This window comes from Tunturiibacter empetritectus (assembly GCF_013410875.1).
Classification (GTDB): domain Bacteria; phylum Acidobacteriota; class Terriglobia; order Terriglobales; family Acidobacteriaceae; genus Edaphobacter; species Edaphobacter empetritectus.
Map to the genome: position 1 here is coordinate 1,842,612 of NZ_JACCCU010000001.1, position 18,444 is coordinate 1,861,055.

Here is an 18,444-nt window from a genome sequence, read left to right on the forward strand (position 1 = left end):
ACGAGAACTCTGACTATATTTAGGTTCCTGCTATGAATCGTTCCAAAGGCAAAAAAACTGTTGAAGTAAGCTCGAACGAGCCTTGTCCGTGTGAGAGCGGCAGGAAATATTCTGCTTGTTGCAAGAAACGAAAGTTCAAATGGGTTCGTGATAGTGCAGGAAATATTTCGAAAGAGATCCCGATGAATGATGAGGTTGTCGAAGCCTTTCGCCATGCATCAGCTCATTTTGAAGCCATCTTCGAACGCAAGCCACGCAAAAACGATCCGATCCTTGTCAATAAATATTTCACTTCATCTGCAGATCTGAAGCGGGAAATTCTTCGAGCGATGAAGCAAGCTGACATAAGGCCCGAGATTATCTATGCGTATCTACAAACTGGTCGATTAGTCACCGACCTCAAAAAACTAACTCCCGCAGAGCAAACGAAATATGACACCGCAATTGCGGAGTTTAGAAGCCAGGTGGAGGCCGGGGTCGCCATCGAAGAATTGATTGACCCCGAAACCCCGGAGAAAATGTTGAACGGCACTTTACAACAGGTTCAAATAATCGGGGGATATTATATCGAAACCTATTTTAATTCGGGTATATCCAAAAGAAAAGGAAAAGAACAGCTCGATGTTGAATTTGTAGTTGCCTTCGCCTTCGTAAGTTTCATCAAATCACTGCGCTCCATACTTATTCTGCTGGAGAATGGGATTTCATATGATGCTAACTATCTGGTTAGAGCTCTTTATGAAAACTACCTCAAGATCAAATACGTTTACAGATACCCAGCTAAAGCGGCTGTTTTTCTAGCGCAAATCAGAGAGATGGCTAATGAAGATGACTTGACTCATCGAAGCGATAAAACGGCACGAAAAGAAAAGCAGCTCGTTCAAATGGGGGAATATGGCGGATGAATTGGGAGAAAGAGATCTCTATGATTCGCTATATAAAGCCCTTTGCTCAGTAACTCATGCTCAAACTTCTGAAGCGCGATTCTTTATTACAGAGAGCGGATTCGATTACCTCGATTTGGATTTTGAAATGAGCACGCTGCTAAACTCGCATGAGTTATCTATGCGTACCTTCGACTGTATTCGTAAGCATAGTCTTTGCCCAAAGCTTCTCAAAGCAGACCTCTTTGCGAGCGTTCGTAAATCGTTCGCATCTTTGCATATTGCGCGCACCTACATGGCCGAGCGGGATGGGTATGTCACGCCGACTATCTTGCAAGAGTTCATGGCTGCATTAGCAGCCGAGGAGCCGAGGCTGAAGAAAATAGCCGATTTGAGTTTTTAGGGTGTTTATAGTTTTGTTTTACGCGCCTGACTGACGGTCACAATACAAAGGACTGATCATCCAAAAACCTGGCCTAGCTGAAGAGGAATTCTTTGGTGCGGAGTTCTTTTACGGTGTCGCGTAGCTTGGCGGCTTTTTCGAATTCGAATTTTTTGGCGGCTTCGCGCATGTCGGATTCTAGTTTGCCGATGTAGACGTCTAGTTCTTGCTGGGTGGAGAAGTCGGGCATGCCTTCGGCTTCGTCGGTGAGGTCGGCGTAGTCGGCTTTGAGGATGCCGGCCAGGCCCATTTCTATTGGGCGGATGATGCTGGCGGGAGTGATGCCGTTTTCCTCGTTGTAGGCGACTTGCTTTTCGCGGCGGCGGTCGGTCTCGTTGATGGCGCGCTGCATGGAGTCGGTCATCTTATCCGCATAAAGAATTGCCCGGCCTTCGACGTGACGGGCGGCGCGGCCGATGGTTTGGATGAGAGAGCCCTGGGAGCGGAGGAAGCCTTCTTTGTCGGCGTCCAAGATTGCTACCAACGAGACCTCCGGGAGGTCGAGGCCTTCGCGGAGGAGGTTGATGCCGATGAGGACGTCGTACTCGCCTTTGCGGAGGTCGCGGAGGAGCTTGATGCGTTCGAGGGTTTCGATCTCGGAGTGCATGTAGCGGCAGCGGACGCCGACTTCGGTGTAGTAGCTGGCGAGGTCTTCGGACATGCGCTTGGTGAGAGTGGTGACGAGGACGCGCTGGTTCTTTTGGGTGCGGTCGCGGATCTCGGCGAGTAGGTCGTCGATCTGGCCTTTGATGGGGCGAATCTCGACTTGAGGATCGATCAGGCCCGTGGGACGAATGATCTGTTCAACGACTACGCCTGCGGATTTTGTCAGCTCGTAGGCGCCGGGGGTGGCGGAGACGTAGATGATCTGGCCGGTGCGGGACTCGAACTCTTCAAAGCGGAGGGGGCGGTTGTCCATTGCGGAGGGGAGTCGGAAGCCATAGTCGACGAGGTTTTGTTTGCGGCTGCGATCGCCGTGCCACATGCCGTGGAGTTGCGGGACGGTGACGTGGGACTCGTCGATGAAGAGGAGGTAGTCCTGGGGGAAGTAGTCGAGGAGCGTGGGCGGCGGTTCGCCGGGGAGACGCGAGGAGAAGTGGCGGGAGTAGTTTTCGATGCCGTGGCAGAAGCCAACGGACTTGATCATCTCGAGGTCGAAGCGGGTGCGCTGGTGGATGCGTTGGGACTCGACTAAGCGGCCCTGGTTTTCGAGTTCTTTCTCCCACCACTCCATCTCTTCGAGGATAGAGTTGACGGCGGTGGTCTTGCGTTCGGGTTGGACGACGTAGTGGGACTTGGGATAGATGGGGAGGCGGGAGTATTTTTGCCTGACGGTGCCGAAGAGGGGGTCTATTTGCGACAGGCTGTCGATCTCGTCGCCGAAGAGCTCTATACGGTAGGCGTTTTCGTCGTAGGTGGGGTAGACCTCGATGATGTCGCCGCGGACGCGGAAGGTGCCGCGGCGGAAGTCTACATCGTTGCGCTCGTAGAGGATCTCGACGAGGCGGCGGGTGATGTCTTCGCGCTTGATCTTCTGACCTTTTTCAAGGAGCATCAACATGCCGTAGTAGGCTTCGGGCGAGCCGAGGCCGTAGATGCAGGAGACGGAGGAGACGATGATGGCGTCGCGCCGCTCGAAGAGGCTGCGGGTGGCGGCGAGGCGGAGTTTATCTAATTCTTCATTGATGGTTGACTCCTTTTCAATAAAGAGATCGCCGGCGGGGATGTAGGCTTCGGGTTGGTAGTAGTCGTAGTAGGAGACGAAGTACTCGACGGCGTTCGAGGGGAAGAAGGTTTTGAACTCGTGGTAGAGCTGGGCGGCGAGGGTTTTGTTGTGCGCGAGGATGAGGGCGGGGCGTTGCAGCTCTTCGATGACCTTGGCCATGGTGAAGGTTTTTCCGGAGCCGGTGACGCCGAGGAGGACTTGATCTTTTTCGCCGGCGTGGATGCCGGAGATGAGCTCAGCGATGGCGCGAGGCTGATCGCCCTGAGGCTTGTAGGTGGTCGAGAGCTGGAAGTCCATCTCTATAGGATAGTTTATTTAGAACGGAGGATGCGATGAGTGTTGGAACTGAGTTGTGGCTGGTGCGGCATGGGGAGACGGAGTGGAGTTTGAGTGGAGCGCATACGAGCCGGACGGATATTCCGCTGACCGACCATGGACGGAAGCGGGCGGAGGAGTTGCGGGATTATTTGAAGGGGACGAAGTTCGATGCGGTGTTTGAGAGTCCGATGCAGCGGGCGCGGGAGACCTGCGCGATTGCGGGATTTGGCGACCAGGCTGTGGTGGAGAACGGGTTGAAGGAGTGGAACTATGGCGTGTATGAAGGCAAGACGACTAAGGAGATCCAGGCGGAGATTCCGGGGTGGTCGGTGTGGAAGAACGAGATTGTCGGCGGCGAGACGGTGGAGCATGTGGGGGAGCGCGCGGATGGAGTGATCGCCCGAGCGCTGGCGGCTGCTCCGCAGGGTGGGAAGGTGGCGCTGTTTGCGCATGCGCATATTTTGCGGATTCTGGCGGCGCGGTGGATCGGTTTGCCGGCGACCGGCGGGAGTTTGCTGGCGCTGGGGACGGGAAGCGTGAGTGTGATGGGGTGGGAGCGGGAGACGCGCGTGATCTCGAGCTGGAATCGCGGGTTTGAGTAGAGGCTAGAAGTCTTTGATGTGCTGGGGCTGGAGTCCTACTCCTACGAAGCGAGCGGGCAAGTTCTGGAACCTCGGGATGCTTGTGAGGATGCGTAGTGCGAGGGGCGGGTGGATGGGGCCGGGATTGTGGAGGACTCGATTGAGAATGCGATGGGCGAAGACTTGTACGCGCTGGGTGTTGCGGACGGCGCCTTCGCGGTAGTGCTGTACCTGAGCGAGATTGTGCGGGCTGAGGGTGTTCGAGAGCAGCGCTTCGGTGAGAATGTTAGCGGTGGCTACGGCGTCCTGAATCGCAATGTTGATGCCGATGCCTCCGACAGGCGACATGGCGTGGGCCGCATCGCCGATGCAGAGAAGGCCGGGCGACGACCACTCGATGAGGCGGTTGACCTGGATGGTGAGCAGCTTCACCTTGTCCCAGGAGTCTATCTCGGAGGTGCGGCCAGCGAAAAAGGGCACGATGCGCTCGATACTTTGTTGAAAGGCGGGGATGCCTTCCTGCTGGATGGCGGGAAAGGTGCCTTTGGCGATAATGTAGCCGATCTGAAAGTAGTCGTTGCGGTTGATAAGGATGATGAGGCGGCCGTAGTTGATGTAGCCGAGAGCGTTTTCGGGATCGGAGGGCTGGCGGGCGATCTTGAGCCAGAGAACATCGACGGGAACCCCGACGTCTTGCAGTTGTAGGTGGCCCGCATCGCGGGAGATGGCGTGGCGGCCGTCGCAGCCAATGGTGAGAGTGGCTGGGATTTCGACAGGACCTTCTGGTGTATTAGCGCGGACACCGGTGGTGACGTCGTTTTGACGGATGAGGCCGGTAGCCTCCCAGCCCATTCGCAAGGTGAAGGCGGGCAAACGGCTGGCTTCGTTTGAGAGGAAGTCAAGGAAGTCCCACTGGGGCATGAGGGCGATGAACTTGCAGTGGGTGGGGACGTGCGAGAAGTCGGCTATTGGAAAGCGATGACCACCAACAATGGCGGAGAGCGCGGCAACCTGGGAGTGGGGGACTTCGAGGAACTTTTCGAGCAGGCCGAGTTCATAGAGAAGGTCAAGAGTGGAGGGGTGGATGGTGTCTCCGCGGAAGTCGCGGAAGAAGTCTTTGTGCTTTTCGAGGACTGTAACTTTTACGCCGGCACGGGCGAGGAGAAAGCCCAGCATGATGCCTGCCGGACCACCTCCAATTACGCAGCAGGTGGTTGCGAGCGGGTTTGAGGTGGCAGTCATAGTTGCCGATGAGGATAGTCGGACGTCAGGGAGGCGTCAAAAGGTTTGTTGGGGATTGACGAGGAAGGCAAGCCAGTCGGCGGGGGTGTGGGCGAGGTGGTCAGGCGGAGCGTCTTCGAGGGAGTGGGGCTTGAGGCCGAAAGTGCAGCCGATGCTGTGGGCGCCGCAGTTGCGGGCGGTAAGAACGTCGATGTCGGTGTCGCCTACCATGATGGTTTCGGCGGGAGTGATGGCGTGGCCAGCGAGGGTGGAGGCTTCGGCGATCAGGGCTTCTAGACCGTGGGGGTCGGGTTTTTTGGTGTGAAAGCTGTTGCCGCCGTAGTTCTGAAAGAAGAAGGGCGATAGGCCGAAGTGATCGCAGATGTCGCGGGAGGGATGGACAGGTTTGTTGGTGAGTACCGCCATGAGAGTTTGGGGGTGTGTATAGCGAATAGCTTGGAGGGCTTCGAGGACGCCGGGGTAGACGTAGGTGTAGTCGAGTTTGTGAATACGGTAGTAGTCGAGGAAGAATGTGAGTGCTTGGGTTACATATTGCTCGTCTGTGATGTCGCCTTCCGGGTCGCCGATGGCGCGGCGAACGAGCATGGAAGCTCCATCGCCGATGTAGCCGGAGATGACAGCCTCGGGGAGGGTGGGTTTGCCGAGCTGGGCCAAGGTGGCGTTGACGGAGTTGCAGAGATCGACGCGGGAGTCGATGAGGGTGCCGTCGAGATCGAAGACGATGAGGCGGGGTGGGGAGGCGAGAGGCATGGTTTAAGGGTAAACGACGGGGCTGGTATAAGCTTTGTGGCAACAAGGGAGACTATGCGATGAGTGCTGAAGGAAAGTGGACACGGAGGCGGTTTGTCGCGGGAACGATAGCAGCTGGCGCCACGGCGGAGGTTGCGGGTTTTGGTCGATTAGCGCTGGCGCAGACCGGAATGACGGGCGAGACGGCAATGAAAGAGCTGATGGCGGGAAATGAGCGATACATTGCAGGAAAGATTACTTCGTTTCCTGAGGATCTAAAGATCTTGCAGGAAAAGACGGTTTTGAAGCAGGAGCCTTTTGCTGCGGTACTTTCGTGCGCCGACTCGCGCGTGCCGGTGGAGATATTGTTTGATCAGAGCATCGGGCATGTGTTCGTGACAAGGGTGGCAGGAAATATTGTGACACCCGAGGTGATGGCAAGCCTGGAGTATGGCGTGGGGGTGTTAGGGTTGAAGGCGGTTCTAATTCTTGGACATACGAACTGCGGAGCGATCGCTGCAGCGGTACAGGGCAAAGAGGTTCCGGGGCAGATCAGCGTACTCTACCAGCACCTGATGCCGGCAGTGCAGGATGCGCATGGAGATGTGGTGCAGGCGGTGAAGGCAAATGTTGTGTTTCAGACGAGACTGGTGCGGGAGAGTTCTACCTTGATTGCCAAAGCCATGAAAGAAAGCGGAGTGAAGGTGGCCGGTGGAGTTTATGACCTGGAGAATGGGCGCGTGAACATCATCGCTTAGCATCAGATGACTTAAATAAAAAACGGTGGCTGCGGTTGGTTCCCGCGGCCACCGTCTCTCTTGTTTAGGGGAGGACTACTGGATGGAGATGTCGCCGGAGCCAGTGCCGATGCGGAGCGTGGGTCCGCCGCCGCCTACGACCGCGCTGACGTGGTGACGGTTGAGGCTGCCCTGCATGGTCATGGGCTGCGCGACACTGATGTTTCCGGAACCGGTGTCGGCGTCGAGGTTGAAGTGGGCGCTGCCTACTGTGAGATGCACATTGCCACTGCCGGTCGAGAGCTTCCAGTCGCTGGCGGGTTGGCCTTCAGCAGTGATGTCGCCAGAGCCAGTGCTGGCTTTGAGGGCTCCGTTGAGGCCGTGAAGCTGGATATTGCCAGAGCCGGTTTCGGCCTTGACATCGCCTGGGCCGGTCTGCTGAAGTTCGATATCGCCGGAGCCTGTGCCAAGGGTGGTCATGCCCTGGACGCCACGAACGTGGACGTTGCCAGAGCCGCTCTGCGCCTTGACAGAGGCTCCAACGTCCTGAATATCGACGTCGCCTGAACCGGTGGTGGAGTTGATGGTGGAGGCGCGTGGAAGGGTAATGTCGTAGTCGATGGAGATGTTGCGGAAGAGGTCGTTGTTGTGGCGTTCGCCGATGGTGATGTCATTGCCGCTCTGGACGATGGGCGGATTGCTGATAATCTGCTGGATGCGGCTGTCGGTGTCGGAGCCTCCACTCATCCAACCGTGGCTGGAGTGGAGGTGTGCGACGATGTGGACCTGATCTACGGAGCCGGGATGGAGACGAATCTGGCCGGAGCCGGTAGAGACAGAGACATTGGGGGAGCTGCCGGCGCTGAGGGTGCGCTCAAAGTTGCCGTCGGCAGCGAAGGCTGTGGCTGCAGCGAGTGTGAGCATTGCGGCGGTGGAGGCGAAGACTGTCATCTTCATGGGCGTTCCTTTTTTCGACTCTGGGTAACTGCGATTTAGATGTTAGCTCGTCGGGTGGAGATTGCGATCAGTGTCTGCTCACTGGCAGACTTTGGTTCGTATGACTGGCCTTGCAGGTTATTGCTGAAGAATGACTGTGTCGCCGGGGTTGAGGCCTGCAAGGATCTCGGTTTTGGTGCCGTTGGAGATGCCGGCCTTGATGTCGATCTTTTTGCGGCCGGTCTTTTGTTTGGGGTCCGGGACTTCGACGGAGGCGTTGCGGTCTTTGTCGTAGAGGACGGCCTGTTCGGGCACGGTGAGGACGTTTTTGTGCTCTTCGAGGAGGATCTCGGCATTGGCGGTCATGTTGGCTTTTAGTTCGCCGCCTGGGTTGTCGATGGAGACGCGGACCTCGAAGGTCGTGACGTTATCCTTTTCTACGCCAAGGGGTGCGATCTTGGTGACTTTGCCGAGAAAGGTCTTGTCCTTGAACGACTCGACTTTGATGCGGGCGGCCTGACCCATGTAGACCTTGCCGATGTCGGACTCGTCGACCTTACCCTGAACGTAGACCTGGTTGGTATCGCCGATAGTCATCACGAGGGTGGCTGTTGAGCCGAGGACAAGGATGGAGCTGACAGCGTCGCCGATCTCCACGTCGCGGGAGAGGATGGTGCCGTCCATAGGGGAGATGACGGTGGTGTAGCCGAGCTGCTCTTCGAGTTGCTTCAGAGACGCCTTGTTCTGGGCTACCTGGGCCTCTGCCTGGCGAAGTTTCGAGGAGTCGACCGAGATTTGCGAGACGGCCTTATCGCGGGTGTTGGCGGCGGAGAGGTACTTCTGCTGAGCGTCGTCGAGTGCCTGCTGGGAGACCACACCCTCTTTGGACATCTGGAGGTTGCGATCGTAGGTGTGCTTGTACATCGGCAGATCGGGCGCTTCGGCGTTGACCTTGTCGTATTGGATGGAGGCCTCGGCGGCGCGAGCGTTTGATTCGGCTGCGGCGAGCTGGGCCTTCTGTGCGGCGACCTGATCGAGGATCTCCTGCTGGTCGAGCTGGGCGAGAACCTGGCCCTGATGGACGTGGGCATTGATGTCGGTGTCGAGGCGAGTGACGATTCCTGAGGCTTTGGATTTGACCTCTACCTTAGTGATGGGCTGAACCTTGCCGGTGGCGACGACGGAGCGGGCGATGTCTCCACGCTCTACCTTGGCTAGCTGCGAGGGCTCAAACTTTGTGGTGTTGCCGCGGGCGGCTGCGACCACGCCGAGAACGACGGCTAAGACCAGGACGCTGAGGCCGACCCAAAGCCATGTCTTCCGTTTGTTTTTACGCTGCGTGGCCAATGGCTTGCTCCCGTTGGTGCTGGTGATATGAGTCTTCGGAGTGTGGTTACGCAGGAATGCGCTCCGCGGTTCCGTCGACTACGAAAAAGTTTACGTGGCGGCGTGGCGATGTTGCAGAGTCGACGTTTAGACGAGGGAGTTGGGAGGGAGGAAGCAGTCGGACAGGCGGACGGCTGTGAATTTATGCGTACTTTCGAAGAACCCCCAGGACCTTGCCCTGGATGCTGACATTGGCGGCTGGAGCGTAGATGGGAGACATCTCGGTATTGGAGGGTTGGAGGCGGATCATGCTGCCCTCGCGGTAGAAGCGCTTGAGGGTTGCGTCGGAGCCGTCGATCAGAGCGACGATGATCTCGCCCTCGCGAGCGGTACGGGTGCGCTCGACCAGAACGTAGTCGCCGGAGACGATGTGTTCGTCGCGCATGGAGTCGCCTCGGACTTCGAGAGCAAAGACCTCGCGGTTGCCGATGATGTCTGAGAGGGAGATGCTCTCAGCGCTCTCGATCGCTTCTACAGGCTTGCCAGCGGCGATGCGGCCCAGCAACGGGAGGCGGTCGGAGCCCTTTTTACTGCTGCGCGCGGGAAGGACGTCGATCGAACGGCTGCGATTGTGCGCGCGCTGGAGGAGGCCCTTATTCTGGAGGTTGGTGATGTGTTTATGGACGGTGGCGAGGGAGCTGAGGCCCAGACCGCTGGCGATCTCCTCGTAGGAGGGCGAGTAGCCATTCTTCTGGGTGAAGCCGGAAAGAAAGTCAATGACCTCTTTTTGTCGCCGTGTAATTGCCATGCGGATGATTGTAGCGAATAAAAAGCGAATTGCAAGAGGATCTTTCGAGTTAATTTTATCGAGGGGGATTCGAGGAGCACTCGCGGTAGAGAGAGCGGAGATGGAGATGATGAGGATATGGATATGCTGATTCCATGAAAACTTCTATGAAGCTGGTTCGCATCTCCGGGTTGATGATGGCCTTGGTGCTCTTTGTGTCCGCGGGGTGGACCGAGGAGGCACAGAAGATTGCCGAGTTGGGAAGCTGCACTTTGGAGAACGGTAACGTGGTGTTGGATTGCAGGGTTGGGTATCGCACCTTTGGCACCTTGAACGCTGACAGGTCGAATGTCGTGGTGATGCCTTCCTGGCTGAATGGACGGAGTGAGGATCTGGTGCCTCTCTTTGGGAATGACGAGACTGGACATCGGCTGGTGGATACGTCACGGTTCTTCGGGGTGGCCTTCGATGTGTTCGGGGATGGGGTCTCTTCGTCGCCATCCAATAGCAGGCGGCAGCATGGGCCGGAGTTTCCGGTGTTCACGATGGAGGACATAGTGCGTGCGCAGTATCGCGTGTTGACCGAGGTGCTGCACGTGCGGCATGTGCACGCGGCCGTGGGGCTGTCGATGGGCGGAGAGCAGGTGTTTGCGTGGGCGGTCCTGTATCCGAAGTTCGTCGATCTTGCGGTGCCGATTGTGGGGACCCCACAGGTAACGAGCTTTGATCTGCTATCAAAGCAGATCGTGATCGATGCGATCGAGTCGGACCCCGACTACAAGGATGGGCGGTATGTGACGGAGCCGCAGTTGAAGCTTGCCAATGCGATCGGAACGATGATTGTGAGCGCGCCGCAATATCGAAACGCTGAGGTTCCGAGAGCGCAGTTTGCACAGTGGTTGAAGACGATCGAGTCCCCGCAACGACAGGACGCGAATGACAGGGTGTGGCAGGCGAAGGCGATCATGCATCACGATGTGCTGCATGGAAGAACGATCGGCGAGGTTGCGCGGGAAGTGCCCGTGAAGTTCCTGGTTATTGTGGCGGCAGAGGATCGAATGGTAACTCCGCAGCCTGCGCTGGAGTGGGCGAAGGCTGTGGGGGCGGAGACGTACGTTTCGACGGGAAGTTGCGCGCACTTGATCATGAACTGCGACGCTGAAGCTGTGTCGTCGCGGGTGGAGCGGTTTTTGGCGAGGTAGTGCAAAAATTCCCGTTTTGAAATTGTCCCCCAAAAAAGACTGTGAAGAACTCTTGTCAGGATGAGCCGGATGCACCAAGGTAATAACACACCACCGAAACGGTAACGCAATTTCGGTTGGACGGTGTGACCTGAACAACTTGATTGTGCTTTGGGAGACGAAATGCGAGTTCTGATTGTGGAAGACGATGCAGCTTTGGGGTTGTTTCTCCAAAAGGGTTTGAAGCTGGAGGGGCACCAGGTGGATTGGGTAGCTGATGGCGAGGCTGGGTTGCGGCATGCGGAGGAACATCGTCCGGACCTGATCGTCCTGGACCTGAGTCTTCCGCGAAAAGATGGAACCGAAGTGCTGGCGGAGATGAGCGGGCGCTTCGATGAGACCTCGGTACTTGTGCTGACTGGCCGCAGCTCGGTGGAAGAGCGGATCAAATGTTTGAACCTTGGCGCGGATGATTGTCTGCTGAAACCGTTCAGTTTTCATGAACTAACTGCGCGTTGCCGGGCATTACTGCGGCGGCGGGAGCAGTTCGCCGACCCGGTGCTCCGGCATGGCGACGTCGAGCTGAACCGGATGGAGCGCAAGGTAATGCGGAACGGTCAGCTGGTGGATCTGACAGTGAAGGAGTTCAGCCTGCTGGAGTTTTTGCTGATGCGGCGCGGGCAGTGCTGCAGCCGGAGCGAGCTGCTGCGGGATGTCTGGCAGATGTCTCCTGATGCCGGGACCAACGTGGTGGACGTGTACATCAACTATCTGCGGCGCAAACTGGCGGCGGCAAGCGTGGATGGCGACCTAGGGTACTCGGTCATCGAGACAGTGCGAGGAGAAGGTTACCGGATGAGCAGCGGGCGCAAGAGTGTGAACCGGGTTGACGTGCTTCCGGTGAGTGCGGCGTATGCCGGTGCATGAGCTTGCGCAACAGGGTCGCGCGGAGTTTGTGGAGCGCCTTGACGTCGCTTTGCACGGCCTTTGCCAGCCGTTGACGGTGCTGCAGTGCAGGCTGGCGATGGGCGAGATGATCGGCGAGCCTAATGCGATGCTGGAGGCGATTCGAGAGGCTCTGAAGGAATGTGTGCGGTTGAACCAGACGGTTGGAACGATGCGAACGATGTTGCAGCAGGTGAAGGCGGATACGAACGACGAGAGGATAGGGTGACGGTGATGGGCATGGGACGGGAGTCGGTGTTGAATATGGATGCAGCCGAGGTGGCTGCTGTGCGGACGGTGGTATTGGCCAGCGCGGATGCGGGATTGAGGCAGCGGCTTCGTGCCTCTCTTACAGGGCTGCGATGGCAGGTTCGCGAGGCCAGTGGCGGAGCGGAGGCAATGGCGCAGCTTGAGGACGCTCGGTCGGAGGCGCTGCTGGTGGATAGCTGGCTGCCGGATCTCGAAGTGGGTGAGTTCGCGAGCGTGATTCGGATGATGTACCCGGCGATGGAGTTGCTCCGGGTGGATGGTGGCGCAGACGGTGGGGCTCGGAGTCCACGGCGTAATGAGTTGCTGCATGCGTTGCGTGAGGCCCAAAATACTCCGGTGCACGCTCCGGTGAACGATACGGCAGCGTGGGCTGCGGCTCCGGTTTCGGTCCCTGCGCCTGCGGCCACCACTGCTTCTGCTGCAGGAGCGAGGGCGCCGATTCGGATGCCTTCTCCAGTGCGAAAAGATGTGGACCAGAGCGAGGCTCGGGAGAGAGAAGAGCAGGTTCGGCTGGAGTCGACGAGGCAGGCGCTTGCGGTTCTGCTGGGACGGGAGGAGACAACGCGGCCTGCAGCAAAGAACGAGGCGATGTTGCCCGAGATGATTGGTGCAAGCGAACCGATGCGCGAACTGACACGGTTGATCCGTCTGGTGGCTCCCCGGTCAACGACTGTGCTGATTGAAGGGGAGACAGGTACCGGAAAAGAGGTTGTAGCGCGGGCCTTGCATCGCTTGAGTGAGCGGGCGGGAAAGTCCTTTGCGGTGTTGAACTGCGCGGCGATTCCTGAGGCTCTGCTGGAGGCTGAACTGTTTGGACATACGCGCGGAGCCTTTACTGGCGCGGTGCAGTCACGAACCGGGCGGATCGAAGCCGCGCATGGGGGAACGCTCTTCCTGGATGAGATTGGGGAGATGCCGATGGCACTGCAGGCGAAGATGCTGCGGTTTCTGGAGTGCGGAGAGTTGCAGCGTGTTGGTGATAACGAGACGATGCGCGTGGATGTGAGGGTGATCGCGGCGACGCATCAACCGTTGGAGAAGCTGGCTACAAGCACTGGCGCAGAGAGGACGTTTCGGTTGGATCTCTACCATCGGCTGGCTGTCTTCCCGGTGGAGGTGCCGGCGTTGCGGGATCGGATGGACGATCTTGGACTGTTGGCGGAGCACATCCTGGAGCAGATGGGGCAGGAGATGCCGCGCAAACGGTTGACCGTTGAGGCGGAGGCGAAGCTCTACGAACACAGCTGGCCAGGCAATGTGCGGGAGCTGATGCACGTGCTGGAGCGTGGCGCAATTCTGGCAGCAGAGAAGATGGAGATTGGGGAGGAAGAGATTCGTTTCCGGCGGGCCACTCGGAGTTAAGACGAGTGGCCTGGGAGTAGGGAGGGTGGACTGGAGCCAGGATGTCGTTTGGAGTCGAGGGCTGTTGGCCGAAGCCAGGTTGGCTGGCTTTAAGTCGAGGCTGCTGGCCGTGCTCGTCTAAAAATCACGGATTGAGATCATCTAAGATGAGACGAAGTCGAGCTCGCCTAAAAAATAGTTGAAAATCGTGGCGTATTTTTAGTCAGGCAAAGAGTGGATGCTAAAACACCACCTTCACCACACATCTCACCACGTCTTCACCACCAAAACACCACAGCCAAAACCATGTTTTCTCGGAAAACCCCTGCAAAATCCATCTAAATACCAGACGAAAAAAACTTCATACAATCCCCCAAACTTCGAACCCCGATCTCTGATTTTTTAAACGATCATGATTCCGAATTTTCAGGCAATCTGTGGGTGATGGACAGTTCGGGATCGGAAGTTGATAAGAGCGCTCTCATTTGAGGGCGCTTTTGTTTGATGGCGGGCCGTATCAGCGGCACCATGTGGTGTTTGAAGCTCAGAATGGCGGGACGTTTCAGGAGTCGATGGCGAACCAGTTGGGAGGTGGCTCGAGCGTTGGTGCTGGGAACGGCTTCAAAAATATCTACACCGGTGGGATCAGTGGTGGTTTGAGCGGTGACTTGACGGCTGCCAATCCGACACCGGGCGGAGTTGAAGTGACTGGCGTGATCGCGGATGCAAGTAAGCCGCTGCAGCGCTATGACCCCTCGCATCCGGATGCGGGCCCGGATGGATTTGTAGCGTATCCCGATATCAATCCTCTGACGGAGATGGTGGATCTGATGGGTGCGACGCGATCGTATGGGATGAATGCGTCGGCGATTACGGCGGAGAAGAGCATCTTCAACTCTTCGCTTGATCTTTTGAAGTAGAGCGATGGTGCAGGGCGCGACATAGGAAAAGCGGAGGAGGGATTGTGGTCGGATTGCCTGTTGGTTCTGGAGTGATGAACAGAGTAGGGACGGGAGGCCTCGATGATGGCTTCCTGAGTGACGTGGGGGTGGCGGCGTCGAACACAGGGGGCGCGAGCAGCGTGCCGTTTGCGGGGGTGTTGCAGTCGATGATGAAGGAGACGACGAAGCTCGACCAGAAGGCGTCTGAGGCCGTGACCGGGTTGTTGAATGGCTCGGGGGTTGAGGTGCACGACGCAATGATTGCGACGCAGAAGGCGAATATGGCGTTCGAGCTGGCGCTGCAGGTGCGGAACAAGGCAGTAGGCGCTTATCAGCAGATGATGGGCATGCAGTTCTAAGAACTTAGGGTTCAGAAAGACACCGGGGCGAGATGGCTGAGACAGAACAGGTTGGCGGGGCGGGGATGCAACGAGCGGGAGAAGCCGGCGCTGGTGTGGCTGGCGGTACACCGCTCGAGAAGACGCAGGCGATGGTCACGGCGATGCGTGAGCAGCTGATGGCGATGCCTGCTGCGAAGAGGACGTGGCTGATCGCGGCTGGAGTTTTTCTGGCGGCTGTGTGCGCTGGGATGGTCTGGTTCGCCGGGCGTCCAGATTGGCGCGTGCTGTTCAGCGGGTTGGATGGGAAGGACGTGCAGCAGGTTTCGCAGGAGCTTGCAGCCGCGGGAATTCCATATGAGACGACGGCGGATGGTGCAGGGGTGCAGGTGCCGTCGGATATGTTGGATAAGGCTCGGATGGAGGTCGCGGCGAAGGGGATGCCGCAGACGGGGCGACTGGGCTTTGAGTTGTTCGATAAGCCGAACTGGGTGGGAAGCGAGTTCGATGAGCGAGTGAACTATCAACGGGCTCTGGAGGGTGAACTCGAACACACGATTGGGACGCTGGGTGTGGTGAAGTCGGCGCGGGTGCACCTAGTACTGCCACAGCCTTCGCTGTTTACCGCTGAAGAGAAGGTGGCGAAGGCTTCGGTGGTGTTGAAGCTTAAGAGGGATGCGCTCAATCCTGAGCAAGCAGATGCGATTCGTAGTCTCGTTGCGGGATCAGTGGAGAACCTGAGCACAGACCAGGTGACGCTGGTGGATGCAGATGGGCGCGTGAACTTCAAGCCGCATTCGAGCAATGCGTCTGAAGCGGATGCAGAGCAGGCAATGGAGGCGAAGCTGGTTGCGATGCTGGAGCCCCTGGCTGGGCGTGACAATGTGCGCGCCACAGTGAATGTGAGTTACGACGAGGGGAGTGAGGAGCGGACCGACGAGGTCTACGACCCGACGGAGGTGGCGACGCTGAGTATGCAGAAGAGCGAACAGACTTCGACAGGACGGGGAGGGCCTTCAGGTGTGCCTGGGACGGCAAGTAACTCGCCTGGCGCGTCGCCTGAGGGTGCGGTGGCAGGATCGCAGGTGGCCGCCGCGCCGGGTACTCCGCCGCTGCTGCAGAAGCAGGGTCAGTCGCTGCCGGTGTATCCGCAGCAGAGTGGAGCCCAGGGACAGAGCATTCACCAGGAGAATGAAACCTATGGAGTTACAAAACATCTGATGCATATGGAGAAGGGTCCGGGCCGGGTGCGGCGTGTGTCGGCTGCGGTGGTGGTGAACGATCGGAGCATAACTGAAGGTGCGGGCAAGTTGGAGCATGTGAGCCGAAGGTGGCGATTGGAATACGGGAGCTGATGTTTGTGTTCGAAGATCTTTGCACGGTGCCGGCGGAGAGCATTCGCGAGTTTGTAAGCTCGGCCGACAAAAAGGTGCTTGCGATGGCGCTGAAGGGCGGAAAGGACAATGTGAAGGCTCATTTGCTCAAGGCGATGAGTTCGCGCGCCGTCGATATGTTGAAGGAGGACATGGAGGTGATGGGACCGGTGCGGATGCGAGACGTCAACGCGGCCCAGCAGGAATTGCTGGCTCTGGCGAGGCAGCTCGAGAGCGAGGGCAGGATGATTCTGAAGATGGAGGTGGATGATGATCTCGCCGTCTGAGAACACTGGCGCAGAGGCTGGCCGCAGCACTGCGGTGGGGTTGCCCGAGAGGTTGATGAAACCCGGTGCGAGAAACGTGTCGCGACTTGAGTTTTATCCGTTAGATCGGCTGGAGCCCGTTGCGGAGATCGTGGCAGAGGACAAGATTGTTGATGTAGAGGCTTTGCTGAAGGAAGAAGAGGCACTCGACGGACGGCTGCGATCGCACGCGGAGCAGGTGTCGGCACAGGTTGAAGAAGCGCGGAGTGAGGCGGTGGCTGAGGCTCGTCTTGTGTGGGGGGCCGAGCTTGACAAGAGGATTGCGCAGGAGCGTTCGCGGCTGCAAAAGATTGAAGAGGAGTTTCGCCAGGAACGGACGAGATACTTTGCCGGGGTGGAGGGCGAGGTGGTTCGGTTGGCGCTGGCTGTCGCTGCGCGGGTGCTGCATCGCGAGGTGAAGCTCGATCCACTTCTGTTGACGGGTGTAGTAAGAGTGGCGCTCGAGAAGGTTGCAAAGGATAGTGCGGTGGTGCTGCGCGTCCCTGTGGACGAGATTGAGATGTGGCAGGGGACGTTTGCTGCGCATCAGGGTGCCGCTATGAAGCTGGTGGAAGATGAGCGGCTAAAGACTGGCGAGTGCGTGCTCGAAACGAATGTTGGCAGAGTGGAGCTGGGTGTAAGCGCGCAGTTGGGGGAAATTGAGCGAGGCTTCTTCGATCTAATGCAGCAGAGGCCGGCATGAGCGACGACTTACAGGGTGCGATAGGTGGGAACGCGAACGGGCTGGGGACTTACATGACGCAGCTGGCGAATCGTCCGGCGTGGCGGTGGAGCGGGCGCGTGGTGGAGGCGAATGGACAGACGTTGGAGGCTGAGGGACCGCTGTGTTCGGTGGGGGAGTGCTGCGAGATTGTTGACAGCGAGGGGCAGAGACACAGGGCGGAGGTGATCGGATTTCGCGGGCGGCATGTGCTGGCGATGCCTTTGAAGGAGACGCAGGGAATTCGATATGGAGACGCGGTGCTTGCAATGGGGGTAACACCGCAGATTGCTGTGGGGACGGAGATGGAGGGAAGGATCGTCGATGCGCTGGGGGATCCCCTTGATGGCTTGCCGACGCTTAGGGCAGTTGAGATGTGGCCGCTTGATGGCACAGTGCCACACCCGATGGAGCGTGAACCGATTCGAGAGTCGCTGCAGACAGGGCTTCGGGTGCTGGATGGGATGCTGACGGTTGGGCGCGGGCAGAGGGTGGGAATCTTTGGTGGCTCGGGTGTGGGCAAGAGCACTTTGATCGGGATGATGACGCGGAATACGGCGGCTGATATTACGGTGGTTGGGCTGGTGGGAGAGCGCGGGCGCGAGGTGCGGGAGTTTATGGAGGACTCGCTGGGAGAGGAAGGACGCAAGCGATCGGTGGTAGTGGTTTCGACTTCGGATCAGAGTCCGCTACTGCGGATGCGGGCGGCGATGGCGGCGACTGCGGTGGCGGAGTTCTACGCTGCGCAGGGGAAGCATGTTCTGCTGGTGCTGGATTCGTTGATGCGGTATGCGATGGCGGCGCGAGAGCTTGGGCTTGCGGCGGGGGAGCCACCGGCGAGCAAAGGGTATACGCCGTCGGTGTTTGCCAAGCTGGCGAAGCTGGTGGAGCGGGCGGGGAACTTTCGCAAGGGTAGCATCACGGCGTTCTACACAGTGCTGATGGAGGGCGACGATCAGCAGGATCCGGTGGTGGACGCGGTGCGATCGCTGCTCGATGGGCATGTGGTGCTGTCTCGGTCGATGGCGGCGAGTGGATGGTATCCACCGGTGAACGTGCTGGATTCGCTGAGCCGGTTGATGCCTGCGGTGACGATGCCGGAGCATCGGGCACAGGCTTCGACGGTGCGGAGACTGCTGGCGGCTTATGCGCGGTCGGAGGATCTGATTCGTATTGGAGCTTACAAGCCGGGGACAGATGAAGATCTGGATCGGGCTATGCGGGCGATGCCTGTGCTGCGCGCGTTTCTTGAGCAGGGAAGCGACGAGCGCGTGACGATGCAGGAGAGTGTGGCACGACTGAATGCGATGGAGTTATAGAG

Annotated in this window: 20 protein-coding genes; 14 read left to right on the forward strand and 6 right to left on the reverse strand. The window is 58.2% G+C overall.

The features are described from left to right. Positions 1–32: 32 nt before the first annotated feature. Entirely contained in the window at positions 33–905 is an 873-nt protein-coding gene (locus HDF08_RS07810) for a DUF5677 domain-containing protein (protein WP_179637929.1), read from the forward strand. Continuing rightward, positions 895–1,287 (forward strand): hypothetical protein, encoded by a 393-nt coding sequence (locus HDF08_RS07815; protein WP_179637930.1) that lies wholly within the window; start codon positions 895–897, stop codon positions 1,285–1,287. The genes HDF08_RS07810 and HDF08_RS07815 overlap by 11 nt, the downstream gene beginning before the upstream one ends. A gap of 73 nt (positions 1,288–1,360) precedes the next feature. On the opposite strand, the gene uvrB is transcribed toward HDF08_RS07815, so the two are convergent. Continuing rightward, positions 1,361–3,349, reverse strand: coding sequence for an excinuclease ABC subunit UvrB (uvrB, locus tag HDF08_RS07820; RefSeq protein WP_218884524.1), 1,989 nt, complete (start codon positions 3,347–3,349; stop codon positions 1,361–1,363). Between the two features lie 35 nt (positions 3,350–3,384). On the opposite strand from uvrB, the gene HDF08_RS07825 reads away from it, so the two are divergent. Continuing rightward, positions 3,385–3,972 carry a histidine phosphatase family protein gene (locus HDF08_RS07825; RefSeq protein WP_179637931.1) on the forward strand — a complete coding sequence of 196 codons (588 nt, stop codon included), beginning with the start codon at positions 3,385–3,387 and terminating at the stop codon, positions 3,970–3,972. Positions 3,973–3,975: 3 nt separating this feature from the next. Here HDF08_RS07825 and HDF08_RS07830 read toward each other — a convergent pair whose 3' ends face one another. Beyond that, a complete protein-coding gene (locus HDF08_RS07830) occupies positions 3,976–5,193 on the reverse strand; it encodes an FAD-dependent oxidoreductase (protein WP_179637932.1) in 1,218 nt (405 codons plus the stop codon). A gap of 36 nt (positions 5,194–5,229) precedes the next feature. Further along, positions 5,230–5,943: an HAD family hydrolase gene (locus tag HDF08_RS07835; RefSeq protein WP_179637933.1), complete on the reverse strand. Its 714-nt coding sequence runs from the start codon at positions 5,941–5,943 to the stop codon at positions 5,230–5,232. Between the two features lie 59 nt (positions 5,944–6,002). Here HDF08_RS07835 and HDF08_RS07840 point away from each other — a divergent pair, with 59 nt between their 5' ends. Then, positions 6,003–6,680, forward strand: coding sequence for a carbonic anhydrase (locus tag HDF08_RS07840; RefSeq protein ID WP_179637934.1), 678 nt, complete (start codon positions 6,003–6,005; stop codon positions 6,678–6,680). A gap of 75 nt (positions 6,681–6,755) precedes the next feature. On the opposite strand, the gene HDF08_RS07845 is transcribed toward HDF08_RS07840, so the two are convergent. The 3 genes from HDF08_RS07845 to lexA all read right to left on the reverse strand — a co-directional run bounded on the left by HDF08_RS07845 (position 6,756) and on the right by lexA (position 9,729). After that, positions 6,756–7,616 carry a DUF4097 family beta strand repeat-containing protein gene (locus HDF08_RS07845; protein ID WP_179637935.1) on the reverse strand — a complete coding sequence of 287 codons (861 nt, stop codon included), beginning with the start codon at positions 7,614–7,616 and terminating at the stop codon, positions 6,756–6,758. A 117-nt stretch (positions 7,617–7,733) separates the two neighbouring features. Continuing rightward, positions 7,734–8,942 carry an efflux RND transporter periplasmic adaptor subunit gene (locus tag HDF08_RS07850; RefSeq protein ID WP_179637936.1) on the reverse strand — a complete coding sequence of 403 codons (1,209 nt, stop codon included), beginning with the start codon at positions 8,940–8,942 and terminating at the stop codon, positions 7,734–7,736. A gap of 181 nt (positions 8,943–9,123) precedes the next feature. Then, entirely contained in the window at positions 9,124–9,729 is a 606-nt protein-coding gene (gene lexA / locus HDF08_RS07855; protein ID WP_179637937.1) for a transcriptional repressor LexA, read from the reverse strand. A gap of 134 nt (positions 9,730–9,863) precedes the next feature. Between lexA and HDF08_RS07860 the strand changes: the two genes are divergently transcribed. The 10 genes from HDF08_RS07860 (at position 9,864) to HDF08_RS07905 (ending at position 18,442) form a co-directional block, all read left to right on the forward strand. Further along, positions 9,864–10,910 (forward strand): alpha/beta fold hydrolase, encoded by a 1,047-nt coding sequence (locus tag HDF08_RS07860; RefSeq protein ID WP_179637938.1) that lies wholly within the window; start codon positions 9,864–9,866, stop codon positions 10,908–10,910. A 162-nt stretch (positions 10,911–11,072) separates the two neighbouring features. After that, complete coding sequence (locus HDF08_RS07865; RefSeq protein WP_179637939.1) at positions 11,073–11,816, forward strand: response regulator transcription factor; 744 nt, start codon at positions 11,073–11,075, stop codon at positions 11,814–11,816. Next, positions 11,803–12,063 (forward strand): hypothetical protein, encoded by a 261-nt coding sequence (locus tag HDF08_RS07870; protein ID WP_179637940.1) that lies wholly within the window; start codon positions 11,803–11,805, stop codon positions 12,061–12,063. Before HDF08_RS07865 ends, HDF08_RS07870 begins: the two co-directional genes overlap by 14 nt. A 5-nt stretch (positions 12,064–12,068) precedes the next feature. Then, positions 12,069–13,466, forward strand: coding sequence for a sigma-54-dependent transcriptional regulator (locus HDF08_RS07875; RefSeq protein ID WP_179638873.1), 1,398 nt, complete (start codon positions 12,069–12,071; stop codon positions 13,464–13,466). A gap of 464 nt (positions 13,467–13,930) precedes the next feature. Continuing rightward, complete coding sequence (locus HDF08_RS07880) at positions 13,931–14,365, forward strand: flagellar basal body rod protein FlgC (protein WP_257030914.1); 435 nt, start codon at positions 13,931–13,933, stop codon at positions 14,363–14,365. A 74-nt stretch (positions 14,366–14,439) separates the two neighbouring features. Then, positions 14,440–14,745, forward strand: coding sequence for a flagellar hook-basal body complex protein FliE (gene fliE / locus HDF08_RS07885; protein ID WP_179637941.1), 306 nt, complete (start codon positions 14,440–14,442; stop codon positions 14,743–14,745). A gap of 32 nt (positions 14,746–14,777) precedes the next feature. Next, positions 14,778–16,079, forward strand: coding sequence for a flagellar basal-body MS-ring/collar protein FliF (fliF, locus tag HDF08_RS07890; RefSeq protein ID WP_257030915.1), 1,302 nt, complete (start codon positions 14,778–14,780; stop codon positions 16,077–16,079). Then, the gene (locus HDF08_RS07895; protein WP_373563136.1) at positions 16,055–16,384 is read left to right on the forward strand and encodes a FliG C-terminal domain-containing protein; all 330 of its coding nucleotides are present in this window, start codon (positions 16,055–16,057) and stop codon (positions 16,382–16,384) included. The genes fliF and HDF08_RS07895 overlap by 25 nt, the downstream gene beginning before the upstream one ends. Beyond that, positions 16,365–17,105, forward strand: a complete 741-nt coding sequence (locus tag HDF08_RS07900; RefSeq protein WP_179637942.1) for a FliH/SctL family protein — start codon at positions 16,365–16,367, stop codon at positions 17,103–17,105. Before HDF08_RS07895 ends, HDF08_RS07900 begins: the two co-directional genes overlap by 20 nt. Further along, positions 17,102–18,442 carry a FliI/YscN family ATPase gene (locus tag HDF08_RS07905; RefSeq protein WP_373563137.1) on the forward strand — a complete coding sequence of 447 codons (1,341 nt, stop codon included), beginning with the start codon at positions 17,102–17,104 and terminating at the stop codon, positions 18,440–18,442. Before HDF08_RS07900 ends, HDF08_RS07905 begins: the two co-directional genes overlap by 4 nt. The last annotated feature ends 2 nt before the right edge of the window (positions 18,443–18,444 follow it).

Bases quoted from the DNA above. Each gene is read 5' to 3' on its own strand.
- HDF08_RS07810 (WP_179637929.1), top strand. From the start codon at position 33: ATGAATCGTTCCAAAGGCAAAAAAACTGTTGAAGTAAGCTCGAACGAG.
- HDF08_RS07815 (WP_179637930.1), top strand. From the start codon at position 895: ATGGCGGATGAATTGGGAGAAAGAGATCTCTATGATTCGCTATATAAA.
- uvrB (WP_218884524.1), bottom strand. From the start codon at position 3,349: ATGGACTTCCAGCTCTCGACCACCTACAAGCCTCAGGGCGATCAGCCT.
- HDF08_RS07825 (WP_179637931.1), top strand. From the start codon at position 3,385: ATGAGTGTTGGAACTGAGTTGTGGCTGGTGCGGCATGGGGAGACGGAG.
- HDF08_RS07830 (WP_179637932.1), bottom strand. From the start codon at position 5,193: ATGACTGCCACCTCAAACCCGCTCGCAACCACCTGCTGCGTAATTGGA.
- HDF08_RS07835 (WP_179637933.1), bottom strand. From the start codon at position 5,943: ATGCCTCTCGCCTCCCCACCCCGCCTCATCGTCTTCGATCTCGACGGC.
- HDF08_RS07840 (WP_179637934.1), top strand. From the start codon at position 6,003: ATGAGTGCTGAAGGAAAGTGGACACGGAGGCGGTTTGTCGCGGGAACG.
- HDF08_RS07845 (WP_179637935.1), bottom strand. From the start codon at position 7,616: ATGAAGATGACAGTCTTCGCCTCCACCGCCGCAATGCTCACACTCGCT.
- lexA (WP_179637937.1), bottom strand. From the start codon at position 9,729: ATGGCAATTACACGGCGACAAAAAGAGGTCATTGACTTTCTTTCCGGC.
- HDF08_RS07860 (WP_179637938.1), top strand. From the start codon at position 9,864: ATGAAAACTTCTATGAAGCTGGTTCGCATCTCCGGGTTGATGATGGCC.
- HDF08_RS07865 (WP_179637939.1), top strand. From the start codon at position 11,073: ATGCGAGTTCTGATTGTGGAAGACGATGCAGCTTTGGGGTTGTTTCTC.
- HDF08_RS07870 (WP_179637940.1), top strand. From the start codon at position 11,803: ATGCCGGTGCATGAGCTTGCGCAACAGGGTCGCGCGGAGTTTGTGGAG.
- HDF08_RS07875 (WP_179638873.1), top strand. From the start codon at position 12,069: ATGGGCATGGGACGGGAGTCGGTGTTGAATATGGATGCAGCCGAGGTG.
- fliE (WP_179637941.1), top strand. From the start codon at position 14,440: ATGAACAGAGTAGGGACGGGAGGCCTCGATGATGGCTTCCTGAGTGAC.
- fliF (WP_257030915.1), top strand. From the start codon at position 14,778: ATGGCTGAGACAGAACAGGTTGGCGGGGCGGGGATGCAACGAGCGGGA.
- HDF08_RS07900 (WP_179637942.1), top strand. From the start codon at position 16,365: ATGATGATCTCGCCGTCTGAGAACACTGGCGCAGAGGCTGGCCGCAGC.
- HDF08_RS07905 (WP_373563137.1), top strand. From the start codon at position 17,102: ATGAGCGACGACTTACAGGGTGCGATAGGTGGGAACGCGAACGGGCTG.